The 18,255-nt window shown below is 51.3% G+C and carries 14 protein-coding genes; 4 read left to right on the top strand and 10 right to left on the bottom strand.

All coding sequences use genetic code 11. The features are described from left to right. Positions 1 to 8: 8 nt before the first annotated feature. A complete protein-coding gene (locus tag OGY33_RS23570) occupies positions 9 to 410 on the top strand; it encodes a hypothetical protein (protein ID WP_149607579.1) in 402 nt (133 codons plus the stop codon). Between the two features lie 62 nt (positions 411 to 472). On the opposite strand, the gene OGY33_RS23575 is transcribed toward OGY33_RS23570, so the two are convergent. From OGY33_RS23575 to uxuA, 4 genes are all read right to left on the bottom strand, one after another. Then, positions 473 to 1,516, bottom strand: coding sequence for a porin (locus tag OGY33_RS23575; RefSeq protein ID WP_191238890.1), 1,044 nt, complete (start codon positions 1,514 to 1,516; stop codon positions 473 to 475). A 1,037-nt stretch (positions 1,517 to 2,553) separates the two neighbouring features. Continuing rightward, positions 2,554 to 3,327 (bottom strand): Uxu operon transcriptional regulator, encoded by a 774-nt coding sequence (uxuR, locus tag OGY33_RS23580; protein WP_008786090.1) that lies wholly within the window; start codon positions 3,325 to 3,327, stop codon positions 2,554 to 2,556. 175 nt (positions 3,328 to 3,502) lie between these two features. Further along, positions 3,503 to 4,978, bottom strand: a complete 1,476-nt coding sequence (locus OGY33_RS23585; RefSeq protein ID WP_191238891.1) for a fructuronate reductase — start codon at positions 4,976 to 4,978, stop codon at positions 3,503 to 3,505. 80 nt (positions 4,979 to 5,058) lie between these two features. Then, positions 5,059 to 6,243: a mannonate dehydratase gene (gene uxuA / locus OGY33_RS23590; RefSeq protein WP_032942283.1), complete on the bottom strand. Its 1,185-nt coding sequence runs from the start codon at positions 6,241 to 6,243 to the stop codon at positions 5,059 to 5,061. Positions 6,244 to 6,504: 261 nt separating this feature from the next. Here uxuA and gntP point away from each other — a divergent pair, with 261 nt between their 5' ends. Continuing rightward, on the top strand, positions 6,505 to 7,848 hold the full coding sequence (gntP, locus tag OGY33_RS23595) for a gluconate permease GntP (protein WP_003033260.1): 1,344 nt from the start codon (positions 6,505 to 6,507) through the stop codon (positions 7,846 to 7,848). A gap of 49 nt (positions 7,849 to 7,897) precedes the next feature. On the opposite strand, the gene OGY33_RS23600 is transcribed toward gntP, so the two are convergent. From OGY33_RS23600 to OGY33_RS23610, 3 genes are read right to left on the bottom strand one after another with little or no spacing between them, the layout of a single operon-like run. Further along, entirely contained in the window at positions 7,898 to 8,593 is a 696-nt protein-coding gene (locus OGY33_RS23600) for a LutC/YkgG family protein (protein ID WP_000370411.1), read from the bottom strand. After that, positions 8,586 to 10,013 carry a LutB/LldF family L-lactate oxidation iron-sulfur protein gene (locus OGY33_RS23605; RefSeq protein ID WP_048215027.1) on the bottom strand — a complete coding sequence of 476 codons (1,428 nt, stop codon included), beginning with the start codon at positions 10,011 to 10,013 and terminating at the stop codon, positions 8,586 to 8,588. The genes OGY33_RS23600 and OGY33_RS23605 overlap by 8 nt, the downstream gene beginning before the upstream one ends. A 10-nt stretch (positions 10,014 to 10,023) precedes the next feature. Then, positions 10,024 to 10,743 carry a (Fe-S)-binding protein gene (locus OGY33_RS23610; protein ID WP_048227166.1) on the bottom strand — a complete coding sequence of 240 codons (720 nt, stop codon included), beginning with the start codon at positions 10,741 to 10,743 and terminating at the stop codon, positions 10,024 to 10,026. Positions 10,744 to 11,324: 581 nt separating this feature from the next. On the opposite strand from OGY33_RS23610, the gene OGY33_RS23615 reads away from it, so the two are divergent. Beyond that, entirely contained in the window at positions 11,325 to 12,878 is a 1,554-nt protein-coding gene (locus tag OGY33_RS23615; protein ID WP_008786084.1) for an L-lactate permease, read from the top strand. 500 nt (positions 12,879 to 13,378) lie between these two features. Here the strand turns inward: OGY33_RS23615 and pdxY are convergent, their stop codons facing one another. The 3 genes from pdxY to OGY33_RS23630 form a co-directional block, all read right to left on the bottom strand. Then, positions 13,379 to 14,236 carry a pyridoxal kinase PdxY gene (gene pdxY, locus OGY33_RS23620; protein ID WP_191238892.1) on the bottom strand — a complete coding sequence of 286 codons (858 nt, stop codon included), beginning with the start codon at positions 14,234 to 14,236 and terminating at the stop codon, positions 13,379 to 13,381. An 11-nt stretch (positions 14,237 to 14,247) separates the two neighbouring features. Next, the gene (locus OGY33_RS23625; protein WP_032942280.1) at positions 14,248 to 15,513 is read right to left on the bottom strand and encodes an aromatic amino acid transporter; all 1,266 of its coding nucleotides are present in this window, start codon (positions 15,511 to 15,513) and stop codon (positions 14,248 to 14,250) included. A 189-nt stretch (positions 15,514 to 15,702) separates the two neighbouring features. Then, entirely contained in the window at positions 15,703 to 17,073 is a 1,371-nt protein-coding gene (locus tag OGY33_RS23630; protein ID WP_048215031.1) for a tyrosine phenol-lyase, read from the bottom strand. A gap of 777 nt (positions 17,074 to 17,850) precedes the next feature. On the opposite strand from OGY33_RS23630, the gene symE reads away from it, so the two are divergent. Next, positions 17,851 to 18,213: an endoribonuclease SymE gene (gene symE / locus OGY33_RS23635; protein ID WP_191238893.1), complete on the top strand. Its 363-nt coding sequence runs from the start codon at positions 17,851 to 17,853 to the stop codon at positions 18,211 to 18,213. Positions 18,214 to 18,255 lie beyond the last annotated feature (42 nt).

Below are 18,255 nucleotides of genomic sequence, written 5' to 3' on the forward strand. Positions count from 1 at the left end.
AAAGGCACATGTCGTGGTTTAAAAAAATACTACTGGGGTTAATTATTTTGGCAGGTTTAATTGGTACGCTAAAGGATTATAAAGACTTTGGCCTGTTTGGCGCACTGGGATTGTTTATTATCTTCCTGTTATCAACAACATTCTTATGGCAATGGGCCTCTGGCAAGTTACCGGAGATAACAAAGTTACATGCCATACTTATTTTACTGGCCAGCGCGGTAGCCTCTATTTTTGTTATCAATATGGCAATTGCCGGAAATTTGCGTGTGGATTTAATGGAAGTCATGCGCGTTACCATTACCCATAATCCGCTTTTTTATCTGATCCTCTGCGTGGTCGCATGGGTAAAAGTGGGCATCTGGCAATGGCTGTTTAGCGGTGTACAGATGAAAGAAAGCCAGCCGGTTTAAACTCCAACAGATGTAAAAAAGGCGTCTTAACCAAGACGCCTTTTTCGTACTAGTATAACTACTTAGAACTGATAGGTCAGACCCGCAACAACCTGATTGTCGCCGTCTTTGCCATCGAGCAGGTTAATTTTGTAACCCACATCAGCAACCATGTTTTTGTTGAAGTAGTAGTCTGTGCCCAGCGCAACGTATTCGGTCAGATCATTATTGTTGTTGTCACGCGTATGGACGTAGCCCACGTTCGGACGCAGACCAAAATCAAACACATAGGCCGCCATCGCTTCAAAGTGTTGCGCTTTGTCCGCATCCTGAGGGACACCCTGAGAATTTTTTTCGTGCGTATTCAGGAGCAGGTTGTGAGACTCACCGTACATGGTCGCAACGTAGATAGCGTTTGCATCATATTTCAGGCCAGCACCCCAGAATTCTGCGTTTTCGCCATCCCAACCATTTTGTTTCTGCTGAGCAGTCACAGAACTGTTGGTGTAGGCTGCAATGGCAGATACGCCGGAATCAGCGATATTGTCGTAGCCCAGGGAGAAGCCGTAGCCATTGCCGTGCTGTTTCGTCGGATCCTTATCGGAATCATCCTGACCCTGATATTGCGCGCCCAGGCTCAAGCCATCAACGGCACCAAACAGATTTTTGGTGCGGAGTGTTGCAACGCCAGAAGTGCGTGTAGTAAGGAAGCGGTCAGTATTTTCATAGGAGTCACCGCCGAACTCTGAAAGAGTGTCAGTGTAAGCTCCCACGTCGTAAGCGATACCGTAGTTACGACCGTAGTCAAAGCTAACGTCATGGCCATAATCCAGACCAGCAAACGCCAGACGTGTATTAACACCATTCTGAGAACCTTCTGCTTTAGCGGCATCAAACTGACTTTCAAACTGACCATAGCCAGTCAGTTGATCGTTGATTTGAGTCTCACCGCGAAAACCCAGACGTGCGTAGGTGCCGTCAGCATCGGTGCCGTCAGTCCAGGAGTGGACCGCTTTGACTTTGCCGTACAGATCCAGTTTGTTGCCATCTTTATTATAAATTTCCGCTGCATGAACGGAGGTTACCCCTAATGCCATTACAGCTAATGCCACTACTGACTTTTTCATGTTATTACTCACTTTTAATTGTGAATTTTGCTATCAACTTTGTTATGAAGGCGGAATGCCCACATAAAAAAGTCCCCTCCAGATAAGGGGAAACACCAATAACACACCGAAAAAATATACCAATAAAGGCAATAATGAAGTGGCAAGACCTATTTCAATTTTGGGTTTTAAAGAAAACCCGAACAGAGAGTAATTACTTAGATTCTTCGCTTGTGCTCTCATTAATAGAGCGATGCAACATTAATGCCTCGGCAATAATGTCTTGTTTACTTTTACGGGTTTCAAATGCCAGCGTCCGAACATATTCCCATAGAGAAGTATCGACACGGGCACTTAATAGAACCATATCTTTTGATCGGGTTCCCCTGGCTTTTCGGATATCAGGGTAATCTCGAGAGGGCATCGTCATCATCTCCTGAACGCAATAAGACGCTTATGGCGATGAAATATGCAGTCAGTGTAAAAACATGTCAACGGTAAAAAACATTCACAATCGTAATAAAACTGTTAATAAATAGCAGAAAAATGGAACGATATTTCAAGTGAAAGATAACTTGTTTATAGAATAATGTGTAATTTTAACTTTACATACATTCGTTTTTATTCATTTGATTAAAAAAGCATGAATCATTCACATGGATAATGATATACAGTCAAAACATCATTGCAGCCAATAGGTTACATGTCGTTATTAATGTCTACTTTTACGCAAACCACGTGTTTTTATGCGCTGTTATGCCAGGCGGCCCTGCCCTAACCACAGCGGAAATTACTTTGATTCTCACTTAATACAGACCAGTTTTGTCTAAAAATACGCACGAAAAGGTAAAAATAAGGTAAATAGCGCATTTTTTCGCAAGCAAAAATAAGTTGTTTTTAATTGATGAAAATCAATTTACATCACACAGGGGCAGCGAAAAAAATGATCATTGAAGACTATGGAAACCATTTTTTACATGAGGTTTAAGACGTGAAAAGAAAGGTTGCTATGCAATGCCGAGCGGGCCGGAACAGCCCGCGTGGGAGAGGTGGTAAAATCAGGCGTTAACTTTATCGAGCGGCCAGGAGTCAAACAGATAGCCATCGAAGTCGATGTCATCAACATTTGAAAACTCCAGCAGGCGCTGTTTGACGTTTTCCAGATGCTGCCACATCGCCAGCTTGGCCGCGCGGGCATCCTTTTTGATTAACGCCGCCAGGATCTGTTTGTGGTCACCCATCCACTCTTTACGATAGTGGGTATCATCGAGATGGCTATGAAGCTGGATCCACATAGGGTTGTTCTCGCGCCACTGCCATGACTGGCGGAACAGCTCCACCAGCATGCTGTTATGCGTGGCCTCGGCGATAGCGAGATGGAACTGCATATCACCGCTTTCAGAACCATTCGGTTCGCTGGAGGCCAGCTCCCGCTCTTCCAGTTGCAACGCCTGGCGCATTTTGACGATATCTTCGCGGGTGGCCTGCAGCGCGGCAAATTCGGCGATGTTGCTTTCCAGCAGCTGTCGCGCCTGGAGCAGCTCAAACGGGCCTGCATCATTGCAATGATTCACATCCGAACTGTCGATAGTCTGAGCTTCTGCATTGTCGAGCACGTAGATCCCGGCGCCACGACGCACGTCCACCAGACCTTTAATTTCCAGCATGATTAACGCTTCGCGCACCACCGTGCGAGTGACATTGAGTCTCTCGGCGATTTCACGCTCCGGCGGCAAGCGCTCACCAGGCTGGTACGGCGTCTGGACAATCAGATCGCGGATCATTGCACCCACTTCCTGGTAGGGTCTTTGCTGAGAAGTGTTCGATTTCATCGTGTTATGTCCGTCAGATGCGTCAATTCAGAATCCGGAGGCTGGATGACTGCGCACACCTTATCCGGCCTACCAATAACGTTTTTTCGCCTGAACTATAGCATTTGCGGGAAGCCAAAAACAGAAAACGGGTCAACCAAATTAGTATTTTGATTGACCCGTCATACCTGGGAGGTTATTCGTCAGCGCTTAACGCTGCAACGCACTCGCGTGCGCCGTGTTCACACAACTGTTGATACGCCGCGGTAACCGTCGCAACAAAGTCGGTGTTTTCCGCCAGATCATGACCAAAAATGCCGCTCAACCCCAGCAGCGCCGTCACGCGTTCGGCTCCCTGGAACTGTTGGTTAATGCGCTGGATTTCGGCCTGCATTGGGTCGACAACATCAATGACCTGCCCCTGTTCATCCACACCGTGGGTGTAGCGCATCCAGCCCGCGATGCCCAGTGCCAGATGACGCCAGCCGCTACCGTTTTGCAGATGCAGACGCACCGGATCCAGCAGGCGCTGTGGCAGTTTCTGGCTGCCGTCCATCGCAATCTGCCAGGTACGGTGGCGCAGAGATGGGTTGCTGAAACGCTCGATCAGCAGCGTCGCGTAGGCGTTGAGATCGGTACCTTCCGGCATCGACAGCGTTGGCGCTTGCTCCTGCATCATCAGCGCAAACGCCGCTTTGCGGTATGCTGGATTGGTCATAGTGTCAGCGATGGTTTCATAACCGCCGAGATAGCCCAGATAAGCGAGGAAAGAGTGGCTGCCGTTGAGCATGCGCAGTTTCATCATTTCAAACGGTACTACGTCGGCAACAAACTGTGCGCCGACTTTGTCCCAGTCAGGGCGACCGTTAACAAAGTTGTCTTCAATCACCCACTGGCGGAACGGTTCGCAGGCGATAGCGCACGGATCGTAAACGCCCAACTGGTCGGCAATCTCCTGCAACGTTTCTGGCGTTGCCGCCGGAACAATGCGGTCTACCATGGTACACGGGAAGGTGGCGTTCGCTTCAATCCACTGCGCCAGCTGCGGGTCACGCGCCTGCGCCAGGCCCAGCACCGCGACTTTCGCCACATGCCCATTTTCACGCACGTTATCGCAGGACATCACGGTAAAGGCCGCCAGCCCCTGCTCACGACGCAGATGCAGCGCCTGTACGATGTAACCAATCGCCGATTTCGGCGCGGCCGGATTTGCCAGATCGTGTTTAATCAGTGGGTTATTGAGATCTAACTGGCCGCTGGCAGCATCGGTGCAGTAGCCTTTTTCCGTGACCGTCAGCGAGACAATTGCCGTCTGCGGGCGCGCCATGGCCTGTAAAATACCATCACAGCCGTCAAGCTCCGGGTGCAGGGCTTCTTTCATTGAGCCAATCACTTTCAGCACGGTGTTGTCCGCGCCTTTTTCCGCCACGGTATACAGCAATTGTTGCTTGCGCAGGTTTTCAATCAGTATGCAGTCATTACCCGGCATCAGGTTAACTTCACAGATACCCCAGTCGCTGTCGGTGGTTTCCAGCAGATGGTGGGTGTACAGCGCCTGATGCGCGCGGTGAAAAGCGCCGCATCCCAGGTGAACAATGCGGGATTGCAGACGAGAGCTGTCCCATGCGGGGCGCGCAACCGGCAGGTTGCTATTGGCAATTGTCGTTGTCATCGTGAACTCCAGATCCCGTCGGAAAGACCAACGGTGAGAAAAGAAAAAAGCCGGCCAGACAGGCGACCGGCAACACTGCTTTAGCGGCTAAAGAAAGCGCGCTGGATAGCCATCTCAACGCCACGCACTTCCGCCAGGCCTTTCAGGCGACCAATCGCGGAGTAACCTGGGTTGGTTTTCTTTTTCAGGTCGTCAAGCATCTGGTGACCGTGGTCCGGGCGCATAGGGATCAGATCCTCTTTGCCCTCGGCTTTACGGCGCTGTTCTTCCTCAACGATCGCTTTCACCACTTCGTACATGTCAACGTCGCCATTTAGATGCGCCGCTTCATGGAAGGTTTTCGGGTTATCTTCACGCAGCGTGGAGCGCAAATGGGTGAAGTAAATGCGCGGGCCAAACTGTTTGATCATGTCGACCAGGTCGTTATCCGCACGAACGCCGTAGGAGCCGGTACACATGGTGAAACCGTTCGCCATGCTGTTGACCGTATCGACCATCCACTGCATATCTTCCACGGTGGAAACAATGCGTGGCAGGCCAAGGATTGGGCGCGGCGGATCGTCCGGGTGTACCGCCATGCGCACACCGACCTCTTCTGCTACCGGAATAATCGCCTTCAGGAAGACGGCAAAATTCTCACGCAGCGCAGCTTTATCGATATCCTTATAGCGTTCAAGATGCTGGCGGAACTGGTCGAGCGTGTAGCCCTCTTCCGCGCCCGGTAAACCGGCGATGATATTGCGGGTCAGACGTGCTTTGTCTTCTTCGCTCATGGTGGTGAAGCGTTCATTCGCCTGCGCAATCTCTTCGGCGGTGTAGTCCGCTTCCGCGCCCGGTCGTTTGAGGATATGCAGCTCAAAGGCGGCAAATTCAATTTGATCGAAACGCAGCGCTTTGGAGCCGTCCGGCAGGACGTATTCCAGGTCGGTACGGGTCCAGTCGAGAACCGGCATAAAGTTGTAGCACACGGTACGAATGCCGCACTCGGCCAGGTTACGCAGGCTTTGCTGGTAGTTGGCAATCCACTGCTGATAGTTGCCGGAACGGGTTTTAATGTCTTCGTGGATCGGTACGCTTTCGACGACCGACCATACCAGGCCCGCCTGCTCAATAATGGCTTTGCGTTTCAGGATCTCATCAACCGTCCACACTTCCCCGTTCGGGATATGGTGCAAGGCAGTGACAACGCCCGTTGCACCCGCCTGACGCACATCCGCTAAGGTGACCGGATCGTTAGGACCATACCAGCGCCATGTCTGTTCCATGTTTTATTCCTCGTTTACGTTATGGACTCGACGATATGGCACATAAATTCCTCCTTTTGGTATTACATGTCAACCTGAAGCGATAAATTGGTTAACCAAATCACGATATCTGCTGACCATACCGCTAATTAACGGCCATACAACCCAGTATTAATGTAAACATGTAACGCAATGTGACATCCATCGCATCATAGGTTGACCAATATATGTAACATATCAACCAAAATCATAATAGTTCAACCAAAGTAAGGTAGACGTTATATGCACGTTCTCAATATTCTGTGGGTTGTATTCGGCATCGGCCTGATGCTGGTGCTCAATTTAAGATTCAAGATAAACTCGATGGTCGCTCTGCTGTTGGCGGCACTCTCGGTCGGTATGCTGGCGGGAATGGATTTAATGGAACTGCTGCATACCATGAAATCCGGTTTTGGCAGCACGCTGGGTGAGCTGGCGATTATCGTGGTATTCGGGGCCGTCATCGGTAAGCTGATGGTTGATTCCGGGGCGGCGCATCAGATTGCCCATACGCTGCTGGCGCGACTCGGTCTACGTTACGTGCAGCTGTCGGTGATCATTATTGGTCTGATCTTCGGCCTGGCGATGTTCTATGAAGTGGCGTTTATTATGCTGGCACCGCTGGTGATCGTCATTGCCGCGGAAGCGAAGATCCCGTTCCTCAAGCTGGCGATTCCTGCGGTTGCCGCCGCCACCACCGCCCACTCACTGTTCCCACCGCAGCCGGGTCCGGTCGCGCTGGTTAACGCCTACGGCGCTGACATGGGCATGGTTTACATCTATGGTATCCTGGTGACCATTCCGAGCGTGATCTGCGCCGGACTTATCCTGCCGAAATTCCTCGGCAACCTCGATCGTCCAACGCCGTCATTCATGAAGGCCGACGTACCGGTTGACCAGAACAACCTGCCGTCCTTCGGCGTGTCTATTCTGGTGCCGCTGATCCCGGCGATCATCATGATCTCCACCACCATCGCCAACATCTGGCTGGTGAAAGGGACGCAGGCGTGGGAAGTGGTCAACTTCTTAGGCTCCTCGCCGATTGCGATGTTTATCGCCATGGTTGTCGCCTTCGTGCTGTTTGGTACCGCGCGCGGTCACGATATGCAGTGGGTGATGAACGCCTTTGAAAACGCGGTGAAAAGCATCGCCATGGTGATCCTGATCATCGGCGCGGGCGGCGTACTGAAGCAAACCATTATCGATACCGGCATCGGCGATACCATCGGCATGCTGATGTCGCACGGCAATATTTCTCCCTACATCATGGCGTGGTTGATAACCGTGCTGATTCGTCTGGCAACGGGTCAGGGCGTGGTCTCAGCCATGACGGCGGCGGGGATTATTAGCGCAGCAATCCTCGACCCGGCAACCGGTCAACTGGTGGGCGTCGACCCGGCGTTGCTGGTGCTGGCAACAGCGGCGGGTTCCAACACCCTGACCCATATCAACGATGCTTCGTTCTGGCTGTTCAAAGGCTACTTTGATCTGTCGGTGAAGGATACGCTGAAAACCTGGGGTCTGCTGGAGCTGGTAAACTCCGTGGTTGGCCTGATAATCGTGTTGATCATCAGCATGATTGCATAACGTTGATACCGCTCTGGCCCACAGCGCCAGAGCGGTTTTCCATCCTGCCTCAACAATCCTCAATAATCAGATATACCGCCTTCACCGGACCATGCACCCCAACCACCTTGATAAGCTCAATATCCGCCGTCGAGCTGGGTCCACTGATGATATTAATGCACGATGGCATACGCTCACCGGCCTGTGCTTTCTGATGCAGTTTTTCTGCCAGCTGCGCCACGCGCGGCAGGATGGTGCTTTTACGCAGCACGAAAATAGAGGACTCCGGCAACAGGCTCAGGGAGCGCCCGCGCTCCGGTGCGGAAAACAGCACCACGCCGCCGGACTCGGTCAGGCCATATTCGGCATACACCACGCCGACTTTCGCCTGCTCGGCCTGGGTAATATTTTCGCTACCACGCGCCGGATCCCAGACCACGGCGTTGCATTCCTGCTGCAAGCGTTCGGTGATGCCCAGCTCCACCAGCCGGCTGTCGCCGCTCAGCACCACCGGCTGCTGACCCAATTCTTCGCACAGGCGCAGTGCCGCGTCTGCGGCCTGGTCCTCGCTGGTCAGTTCGCAGCGGGCCAGCATCACTTCGCTGGCAAACTGGATAAACGCAGAGCAGCGCTGCTCGGGGCTAAGCTCGGTCAGGCGCTCGTTGGCATAGTTGTTAACCGGTGCGGCATCCGCTTGCGGTTCGAAGCGCAGCGGGCGACCCAGCGCCTGGGCGATGGTGTTTAAAAACGCGGTACGGTTATCCATTCTTTTTCTCCTGCGCCTGATGTTTCTTAAACCAGCTACGGAAGCTCTCGCCGTCAGCATCAGGCAGATCGCGCGCCTCCATCCAGTCACCAATCGCGCCAACCTTGAGCGGGGTTTTGCCGCCATTGATAAACCAGCTCGCCGCATGCGCGCCCGCCATCATCCCGACTTTCCACAGCCCCGGATGGCTATTGGCATAGGCGAACATCTTGATCGCCCGTCGCTCGGCTTTCGGCGTAATGCCCTCCTCGGCCATCACCCGGCGATGACGCAGGATCAGTTTTGACAACGGAATACGCACCGGGCAGACGCTGTCACAGGCCGTGCATAAAGAACAGGCGTACGGCAGGTCTTTAAAATCTTTATAGCCGCCGAGCAGCGGAGAAATCACCGCGCCGATAGGTCCAGGATAGATAGAGCCATAGCCGTGTCCGCCGATGTGGCGGTACGCCGGACAGGTGTTCATACAGGCTCCGCAGCGGATGCAGCGCAGCACCTCGCGAAACTCTGAGCCCAGCACCTGCGAGCGACCGTTATCGACAATCACCAGATGGAACTCTTCCGGTCCGTCAACGTTGTCCGCCTCACGCGGGCCGGTCAGCCAGGTGTTGTAGCCCGTCAGACGTGCGCCCACGGCGCTGCGCGCCAGCATGGTAATCAGCACATCCACCTCGGCAAAGGTCGGCGCGATACGCTCCATGCCCATCACCGCAATGTGCGTTTTCGGTAGCGTGGTGCACATGCGCGCGTTGCCTTCGTTGGTCACCAGACACACCGAGCCGGTTTCCGCCACGGCAAAGTTACAGCCAGTAATACCGATTTCGGCACTGAGGAAATCCTCGCGGATCTTCTGACGAATGAACAAGGTCATGGCTTCCGGGGTTTCCGGGCCGTCATACCCCAGACGTTCGTTCAGCACGCGGCGGATCTGGTAGCGATCTTTATGAATCGCCGGAACCACGACGTGCGAAGGCGGATCCTGATCCAACTGCAGGATATATTCCCCGAGATCGGTTTCGATCACCTGGATTCCGGCATCCTGCAGCACATGGTTGACGCCGATTTCTTCGGTCACCATCGACTTGGACTTCACCACCTTCTGCGCATTTTTACTCTGCGCGACCTGCAAAATGTAGCGAGTGGCATCTTCTTTGGTTTTGGCGAAATAGACGTGTCCGCCGTTTTCCGTCACTTTCTCGGAGAGTTGGTACAGGTAAGCGTCGAGGTTGCTCAGAACGTGATCGCGGATCTGGCTGGCACGATCGCGCCAGTCTTCCCAGTGGCCTAACTCATCAACCATTTTTTGCCGATTCGCGCCGATACGCTCCTGCGCATTAGCCACGGCTTTGCGCATGATCGGATCTTCTATCTGCTGACGAATACGCAGTTTAAATTCTACATCGCTGGTTTTTATCGACATCTCTTTCCCCTCAGCGGCTCATCAGCACTTCAGCAATATGCATCACTTTGACCGGCTGGCCTTCCCGTTGCAGTCGACCGCCAATGTTCAGCAGGCAGCTAACGTCTGCGCCAATCAAAAATTCCGGCTTTGCGTCCATCAGATGTAATACTTTCTCTTTCACCATCTCACCGGATATCTCGGCCATCTTGACCGAGAACGTCCCGCCAAAGCCGCAACAGGTATCCTGATCGGCAAACGTCAACAGCTCCAGTCCGCGCACGTTTTTCAGCAGCGTAAGCGGCTCTTCCTTCACTCCCAGTTTGCGGGTCAAGCTACAGGAAGGATGATACACAGCGCGGCCCTGCAGGCTGGCACCAACGTCCACCACACCCAGTTTGTTGACGATAAAGGAGGTGAGATCCTGCATACGCGCGGAAACTTTCTCAGCACGCAGCGCCCATTCCGGTTCATCGGCCAGATACGTCGGGTAGCTTTTTACCGCGTAGGTGCAGGAGCCTGCCGGAGAGATAATCGGGTAGTCGTTGTCTTCCAGCGCGGCGATCAGGTTTTTCATCCCGGGGATCGCCTCTTTGATGTATCCGCTGTTGATGGCTGGCTGACCGCAACACCCTTGCTTCTCGGGGAAATTCACGCGACAACCCAGTTTTTCCAGCAGCAATACGGAGTCTCGTGCCATCCGTGATTTCAGTGCGTCACCAATGCAGGTAACAAAGAAATTTACATTCACAATAACTACTCCATTGCTTCATTTCTGTTTATTGCGCTTGATATCGCGATATCAAGCAAAGATTCAGCTGTATTTCACGCCCAGTTTTTGTATTTGCTTGTTTTACTAATGTCTGGGTTCATTATGATGCACGGATCGTTTTCCTTTGATAGCGACTCACCTCTTCTTATATCAGGACAATCGCAAATGTCTGTATTTTCATTTGTATGACAAAACCAAATAATCTCCTAATCAACATGCATATGCAATACCCATGTTTATTTATTTCGGACTTGCTCACATTTTTATATTGAAAACAACTGTGTTATTAACACCTTATAAAATAGTTTCGAATGATTACTACCTTCGTCACTACCATTATTAAAAATATTATTAAATAACCACTTATGGGTATTCACCTTGCTCTTAAGTATATTTACATGGCATTGAATTTTAATTAAAAGATTACAATAGTTACAAAACCACAAATCATAATTACTTTATTCACTGAAGCGATTCAGTTTACATATTTTATTTATACAGCAATGTAGCCTTCCCGCCATAAATATAAATCAGGTTTAATGAACCAATCAGGAATAGCAATGAACGAATATTTTATGTTTGCCCTGGCACTCTCTCCTTTACTACTTATGGTATTTTTAATACTGAAATTAAAAATGCCCATCCATTATTCCGTACTGATTTCTTTGGTATTCACCGCTGCACTATCGGCAATATTCTGGGAAATGCCCGTACAAAATCTGAAAGCCGCGATAGGCTATGGCGCACTGAAGGGACTATGGCCGATCGTGATTGTGATCCTAGGCGCTATTTTCAGTTATAACGTCATGCAAGCGACCAAAGCACTGGATATTTTGCGCGATATTCTCGCCAGCATTAGCGAAGATAAGCGTATTCAGGTGCTGCTGATTTCATGGTGTTTTGGTGGATTTCTTGAAGCCGCAGCGGGCTATGGCACGGCGGTCGCCATCCCGATCGGCATTCTTATTGCGCTGGGATTCAACCCGCTGAAAGCAGCGATTGCTTCTCTCGTGGCGAATACCGTTCCCACCGCATTCGGCGCGGTCGGAATCCCGGTTTCTATTCTGGCAGAGCAGGTTAATCTGCCGGTTTATACCTTAGGCGGAACCATTATTTTGCAGCTCGCGCTGTTTAATATCCTGCTGCCGTTTGTGATTGTCTGCATTATTGGCGGCGGCCTGAAAGCCATTCGTGGCGTATTTCTGATCACGTTGATTTGCGGCATCACCACGCTGGTTCCGCAATATTTTGTCGCCATCCATCTTGGCGCGGAATTACCCGCTTTTGCCGGTAGCCTGGTCAGCCTGTTTGCCGTGGCGATGGTCAGTCGCCTGCGCAAAGGGAAAACCGATCCCGAGTGGCGCATTGAGGTCAGCCATACACGCGAAACCACGCCGCGCTCGGCAAAAGTGCTGTTCCGCGTGGGCTCTATCTATCTGTTTATTTTTGTGTTTATCCTGCTGTGTTCGCCGCTGTTCCCGACAATAAAAGGCGCGGCGTCCCAACTGGCTTCGGTGCTGCATTTCACGTTGGCTGACGGCAAAACGATGGCGTTAAAAGTTGAATGGGTGACCACGCCAGGGATGCTAATCATCTTTGCGACCATTATCGGCGGTTTTATTCAGGGAGCGTCCGCACGCGGGATGCTGGAAGTATTTATCAAAACGATTTTCCAGCTTAAAAACTCTATCGTCGCAATTATGGCGATCGTCGCGCTGGCCACAGTGATGGATCTCAGCGGGATTATCTCCACGCTGGCGCAGTCGATTGTCGATCTGACCGGCAGCTCGTACGTCTTCCTCGCCCCGGTGATTGGCGCGCTGGGCACGTTCGTTACCGGCAGCGATACCAACTCGAACATTCTGTTCGGCAAGCTGCAAACCATTGCTGCCAGCAAGTTACATATCGATCCCAACTGGCTGGCGGCGGCCAATACCTCTGGCGCTACGGGGGGGAAAATGATTTCGCCGCAAAGCATCGCCATCGCGGTTTCTGCCACAAAAATGGACGGTCAGGCCAACCAGATTATGTCTGGCACCATGAAATACTGCTGCGCCTACATTGTGATCCTCGGCTTAAAGGTTGGTCTCTTTTATTACTGGTTTATGGCGTAAGCCATTGTCAACCCCGTCAAATTCGCGGCAATCGTATTTGACGACACAGTGACCAAAAAGGTTTACACCGCCCCAGGAACGGAACAAGGCGACAGGCTTTACGATTTGTCGGCGCTGACTAAAATAGCGCCGATGTTTCAAATCGAGGATTGTTGTTATGCTGTTCTGGAAAAAGATGGTGAAGAAGTTCGACGCCTTTTCCGCGTTGATTCCACCACGCTACTTCCGCGTGTAATACCTGGCACTTATGCCTGATGGCGCTTCGCTTATCAGGCCTACATTTCACACTCATTTGTAGGCCTGCGTTTCACGCTCATTTGTAGGCCGGATAAGGCGCGAGCCGCATCCGGCAGCGACAGCAGCGTAAAATGTTCACCCCTTCCTCTTACGCAGACCGCATGCTCTTAACACCGCCACCCACAGACGAAGCCACGCGAAACGGTAGACCAGAGGATGCTGAAGCCGCAGCAATGTCAGAAACATAGAGCCCCCTCGTGGCGCTACAGTACCACTGCCCGATAGCGAATTTGCGGATCCATTATCTGGTGACGCGCATCTATCAGTCGCAGTTCATACGAATCATGCTCTTTCGTCAGTCGCATCACCGCATCGACGATACTGGTGGTCCGCTCCAGCGCCTGCTTGTCCTCATAACCATTGAGCAGTGAGGCCAGCATCACGCTGCAAATCAGATCCCCAACGCCCACCGGCATTTTGGCAAAGGTATACAGCGGCCGGGCAATGTGTAACGTCTGTTCCGGCGTCACCAGCAGCATTTCAAACGCCTGTTTGTCCCGTGAGCAGTCGCCGAGATGCTTCACCAGCACCTTCTTCACACCCCACGACACCAGCTGCTGCGCAGCTTCCACCACCTCGTCAAAACTACGCAGTTGTCTGCCCGTCAGCACGCCCAGCTCATAGAGATTCGGTCCCATGATGTCGGCCAGTTGAATGGAATCATCGACAAAAAAGGACTCTACGCCCTGCGCGACAATGCAGCCTTTTTGCGGATCGCCCATCACCGGATCGCAAAAATAGAGCGCCTGCGGATTACGCTGACGAATGGTGGTGACAGCGTGCTTCACCTCTTCACAATGGCGTTTATCTCCAAGATACCCGGACAGCACGGCATCGCATTGCGCCAGCTTTTGCAGGTCTTCCAGCCCGCTGATGATGGCACTCAGCTCGCCGTGCGGCATCGCCATGCCCTGCCACATCCCGTACTGGGTGTGGTTGGAAAACTGTACGGTGTAAAACGGCCAGACATCGATCCCCGAAAGCTGCATCGGCAGCACAGCGGCTTTATTTCCGGCATAGCCATAAACGACTGACGACTGAACAGACAACACGTTTTTCATTTTGACTCCGTCTAACGAAACGTTGGCAGCAGACCAAATACGTCCAGAACAACCGTCAGATAGACAACCGCTCCACAGACAATCACCAGGTTAAGCACGGTGTTATTACAGGGCGCGGTATAGCTGGCGGTCGGAAAACGTTTCCGCGCGGCTTTCACCAGGAACGGCGGCAGGATCACGCTCCAGATGGTAAAGGCCAGACCGGCGTAGCCAATCGCGTGCACAAAACCGTTCGGGAAGAAGAAGCACACGGCGGCTGGCGGGAAGTAGGTCACCAGCGCGGTTTTCAGTCGGCCCATGCCGTCATCCGGGAAGTGAAACAGGTCGGCGATGTAATCGAACAAGCCAAGCGTCGCCGCCAGCAGAGAACTGGCTACTGCGAAGTTGCCGAAGAAGGTCAGGATCAGATCCATATACCGGCTGGTGAACAGCTCGCTGATGGCTTCAACAAACACGTCGATATTGCCGCCTTTGGCGATAATTGGCGGGAACGCGGAACGGCTGATGTTACCCATCGTGACGCCCAGCCAGAAGATGTACAGCAGCAGGGCAAACAGCGTACCGATGATAATCGAACGCGTGATATTCGAGACCCCACTCTTGCCATACAGCTTGACCAGGCTCGGCACGTTACCGTGAAAACCAAACGAGATAATACAGAACGGCAGCGTCATCAGAATGTAAGGCAGGTACTGTGAGTTGGGCAGTGCCACCGCCACGCTGTCGACAAGTTTCGCCACTTCAATATGACCAACCAGCCCAGAGAAAGTAGCAAAGAACGCGATAAACTTACCGATAATCAACACGGTAGTGATGCGTCCGACCAGCAAGGAGCTGTACCAGGCAATCGCGCCGACCAGCATACTGACGATCACCACCGAGATATTCGCCGGAAAGCGCACGCCGCTGTATTTGAACACGGTTTGCGCCATCACCGCTGACGATCCGGAAATATAGGCATAGGTCAGAATATATAGCACAAAGCCGAAAGCGATACCGACAACGATATTCCACTTACGGCCTAATAAATCCTGAGTAAAGGTATTAAAACTGGCACCGGCACCATAATGCAGGTTGACTTCAACCAGCATCAGACCGGTTAATAACATCATGATGGCGATAAACAGAAGAATAACAGACGCACCGGGGAACCATACGCCGGCCATCGCAATCGGCAGGGAGAACATCCCGCCACCCACTACGGTCGCGATAACCAACATGGTTCCGCTAATCAGTCCGGGGGTACTACTCTGTCGCTCAATGGCATTAATATCCATGATAAATGTTCCTGTAGACTATTCGTTATAATTACAGCTGTCATTTGTACATCATGCGGATAATAAAAATGTCGGAGTCAGGGTTTACTTTTTTTAGTTATGTCACGGTAACGGGCACCGCAAAGGCTTCCTGTTCATGGAAAAGGAATACAAAAAAGCCCCATCACGTGATGGGGCCATAACTATTTTTTAGATGTAATCAAAGCGTGCAGTAAAGAAACGCAACTGCTTCGGCTCATAAATAAACTTCAGCCCGCGAATATCTTCTTTGTGCTGGTAAAGTTTAATAATACCGTCAGCCACGACATCCATATGTGCATAGGTATAAACACGGCGTGGAATAGTCAGACGCACGGTTTCCAGTTTCGGTCTGTGGTGTTCACCGGTCACGTTATTACGGCCCGCAGAGATAATTCCGCGCTCCATACTGCGCACGCCGGTTTCCACATAGATGCTGGCGGCCAGACTTTGTGCCGGGAACTCATCCTGCGTCAGATGCTCGCAGAAGCGACGCGCATCGAGGAATACCGCGTGACCACCTACCGGTTCAACAATCGGTACGCCAGCGGCTTTCAGCTTATCGCCCAGGTAGCGAACCTGCTTCACGCGGTGCTCGATGTACTCGTACTGCATGGCTTCGCGCAGGCCAATCGCCATCGCTTCCATGTCGCGTCCGGCCAGGCCGCCGTAAGATGGCATACCTTCGTAGACCACGACTAACTCTTTGGCAGAAGAGAACATTTCGTCATCGTTCATGCACAGGAAGCCGCCGATGTTCACCAGACAGTCTTTTTTACCACTCATGGTACAACCGTCGGCGTAGCTGAACATCTCATGCACGATCTCGGCGATGCTCTTGTTCTCAAAGCCCTGCTCTTGCTCTTTGATAAAGTAGGCGTTTTCTACGCAGCGGGTAGCGTCGTAGAACACTTTAATGCCGTGCGCTTGTGTCAGTTCACGCACCGCACGCATGTTCGCCATCGAGACCGGCTGCCCGCCCGCGAGGTTAACCGTCACCGCCAGGCAGATATACGCAATATTCTCGGCGCCTTTTTCATCAATCAGTTTTTGTAATTTTTTAAGATCGATATCACCTTTAAAAGCAATATTCAGACCGGCATCGTGCGCTTCGTCACGAACAATATCGACAAACACCGCACCATTTTTTTCCTGGTGATAACGGGTGGTAGTGAAATACATATTCCCGGCAACATATTGCCCTGGTTTAATAGCCAGCTGCGATAACAGGTTTTCTGCACCACGCCCTTGGTGAGTCGGAACAATATGTTTAAAGCCGAACAGTTCCTGCACAGTTCTTTCCAGATGATAGAAGTTTTCGCTGCCCGCGTAAGCTTCATCACCCATCATCATTCCGGCCCACTGCTTGTCGCTCATTGCGTTGGTGCCACTGTCGGTCAGCAGGTCAATATAAATATCTTTCGAATTTAACAGGAAAGTATTGTAACCCGCTTCCTGCATTTTCTTAAGGCGCTCATCACGCGGGATCATAGATACAGTTTCAACGCTTTTAATACGGAAGGGTTCTGCCGGATAATTCATTTTGTTTCTCCAGTAACAGTGGTCATGTACGTATTAATGTGAAGTAAATCATACCTGGTTCATCAATAAAGTCTGATGAAATATAACTATTCGCCTCCTGAGCCAGGGGGAGAAATAATGTGGAGGCACTATGCAAGATTTGATTGATTATGGAAATAGCCCGGTCAACATTAATCACTGGCAATAATTTAAAAAGCTGTAAATGTGAGTGATGCAAATCACACGTCATTTTTTTACCCGTTCATATTCAACGAGTTTTTTTTGCGTGTTGAATTGCCCTTCACCGTTGCATGTCACTGGAGAGGGAAAATACTGAAAACTTAACTTTCCAGGCTGTTCTCATAATGTATTTCTCAATGAGTACACCCCAATTTGTGAGAGTCGGATCACTTCGCGGGTTTATATTTGTGATTCACATCACTAAAAGTGTAAAGCAAAGTGTACAATTAAGCGTTGTTTCAGAGTTTGCTATTTGCTTCAGTGAGTTAGATCGCATTTTTGGTCTGATGCCGACAGGCGTTGTTTTCTGGAGCGTGGGGATATTCAGGCGTGTGAAAGATAATGAATAAATGCGATGAATAATACCGGGTTTATTGGGATGAAGGCGTTTTCTATTTATTCCGAAAGCATGCTATTCGCGCTTATTTCATCTTATTTACATCTGGACTTACCGAAGATCACTGGGGGAATTTACAGGGGTTTTATTAGCTAGATACGAAGGTGCGCTAACACCTGCGCATCGCTAATCACAGTAACTATTTCACGAGAATAGCCATCATGACTGATACGCATTGTATTGCAGTTTCATTTGATCCAGAAGTGCACGCCGCAGATAACCATCGCCTGAAAGTGGGTTATGCGAGCCGTTATCCTGATTACAGCCGTCTGCCGGTGAAGTACGTCCAGTTTCCATTCATTGTGATGAAAGGACAGTGGCTTAAAGCCGCCGGATTCGACACCGGCACCCGCGTTGATGTACGCGTAATGCAAGGCTGCATCGTGCTCACCGCCCGCGCCGCCGAACCCGAAGAGTCAGAACTGATGCAATCCCTGCGCGCCGTGGAAAAGCTCTCCGCGCGCAAGCAAAAGCAGGTGCTGGAGTTTATCGGGGTGATTGCGGGGAAAGGGTCGAAGGGGTGAGAGTGTGATTGTCATTGAGGCGCCTGCGGGCGCCTTTATTGA

Origin of the sequence: Citrobacter sp. Cpo032, assembly GCF_030332975.1 — a bacterium.
Taxonomy (GTDB): Bacteria; Pseudomonadota; Gammaproteobacteria; order Enterobacterales; family Enterobacteriaceae; genus Citrobacter; species Citrobacter portucalensis.

What these genes read in the sequence shown, in the direction of transcription:
- uxuA (WP_032942283.1), bottom strand. Translation starts at nt 6,243, where the DNA reads ATGGAACAGACATGGCGCTGGTATGGTCCTAACGATCCGGTCACCTTA.
- OGY33_RS23630 (WP_048215031.1), bottom strand. Translation starts at nt 17,073, where the DNA reads ATGAATTATCCGGCAGAACCCTTCCGTATTAAAAGCGTTGAAACTGTA.
- OGY33_RS23600 (WP_000370411.1), bottom strand. Translation starts at nt 8,593, where the DNA reads ATGGATAACCGTACCGCGTTTTTAAACACCATCGCCCAGGCGCTGGGT.
- uxuR (WP_008786090.1), bottom strand. Translation starts at nt 3,327, where the DNA reads ATGAAATCGAACACTTCTCAGCAAAGACCCTACCAGGAAGTGGGTGCA.
- pdxY (WP_191238892.1), bottom strand. Translation starts at nt 14,236, where the DNA reads ATGAAAAACGTGTTGTCTGTTCAGTCGTCAGTCGTTTATGGCTATGCC.
- gntP (WP_003033260.1), top strand. Translation starts at nt 6,505, where the DNA reads ATGCACGTTCTCAATATTCTGTGGGTTGTATTCGGCATCGGCCTGATG.
- OGY33_RS23605 (WP_048215027.1), bottom strand. Translation starts at nt 10,013, where the DNA reads ATGTCGATAAAAACCAGCGATGTAGAATTTAAACTGCGTATTCGTCAG.
- OGY33_RS23585 (WP_191238891.1), bottom strand. Translation starts at nt 4,978, where the DNA reads ATGACAACGACAATTGCCAATAGCAACCTGCCGGTTGCGCGCCCCGCA.
- OGY33_RS23625 (WP_032942280.1), bottom strand. Translation starts at nt 15,513, where the DNA reads ATGGATATTAATGCCATTGAGCGACAGAGTAGTACCCCCGGACTGATT.
- OGY33_RS23575 (WP_191238890.1), bottom strand. Translation starts at nt 1,516, where the DNA reads ATGAAAAAGTCAGTAGTGGCATTAGCTGTAATGGCATTAGGGGTAACC.
- OGY33_RS23570 (WP_149607579.1), top strand. Translation starts at nt 9, where the DNA reads ATGTCGTGGTTTAAAAAAATACTACTGGGGTTAATTATTTTGGCAGGT.
- symE (WP_191238893.1), top strand. Translation starts at nt 17,851, where the DNA reads ATGACTGATACGCATTGTATTGCAGTTTCATTTGATCCAGAAGTGCAC.
- OGY33_RS23615 (WP_008786084.1), top strand. Translation starts at nt 11,325, where the DNA reads ATGAACGAATATTTTATGTTTGCCCTGGCACTCTCTCCTTTACTACTT.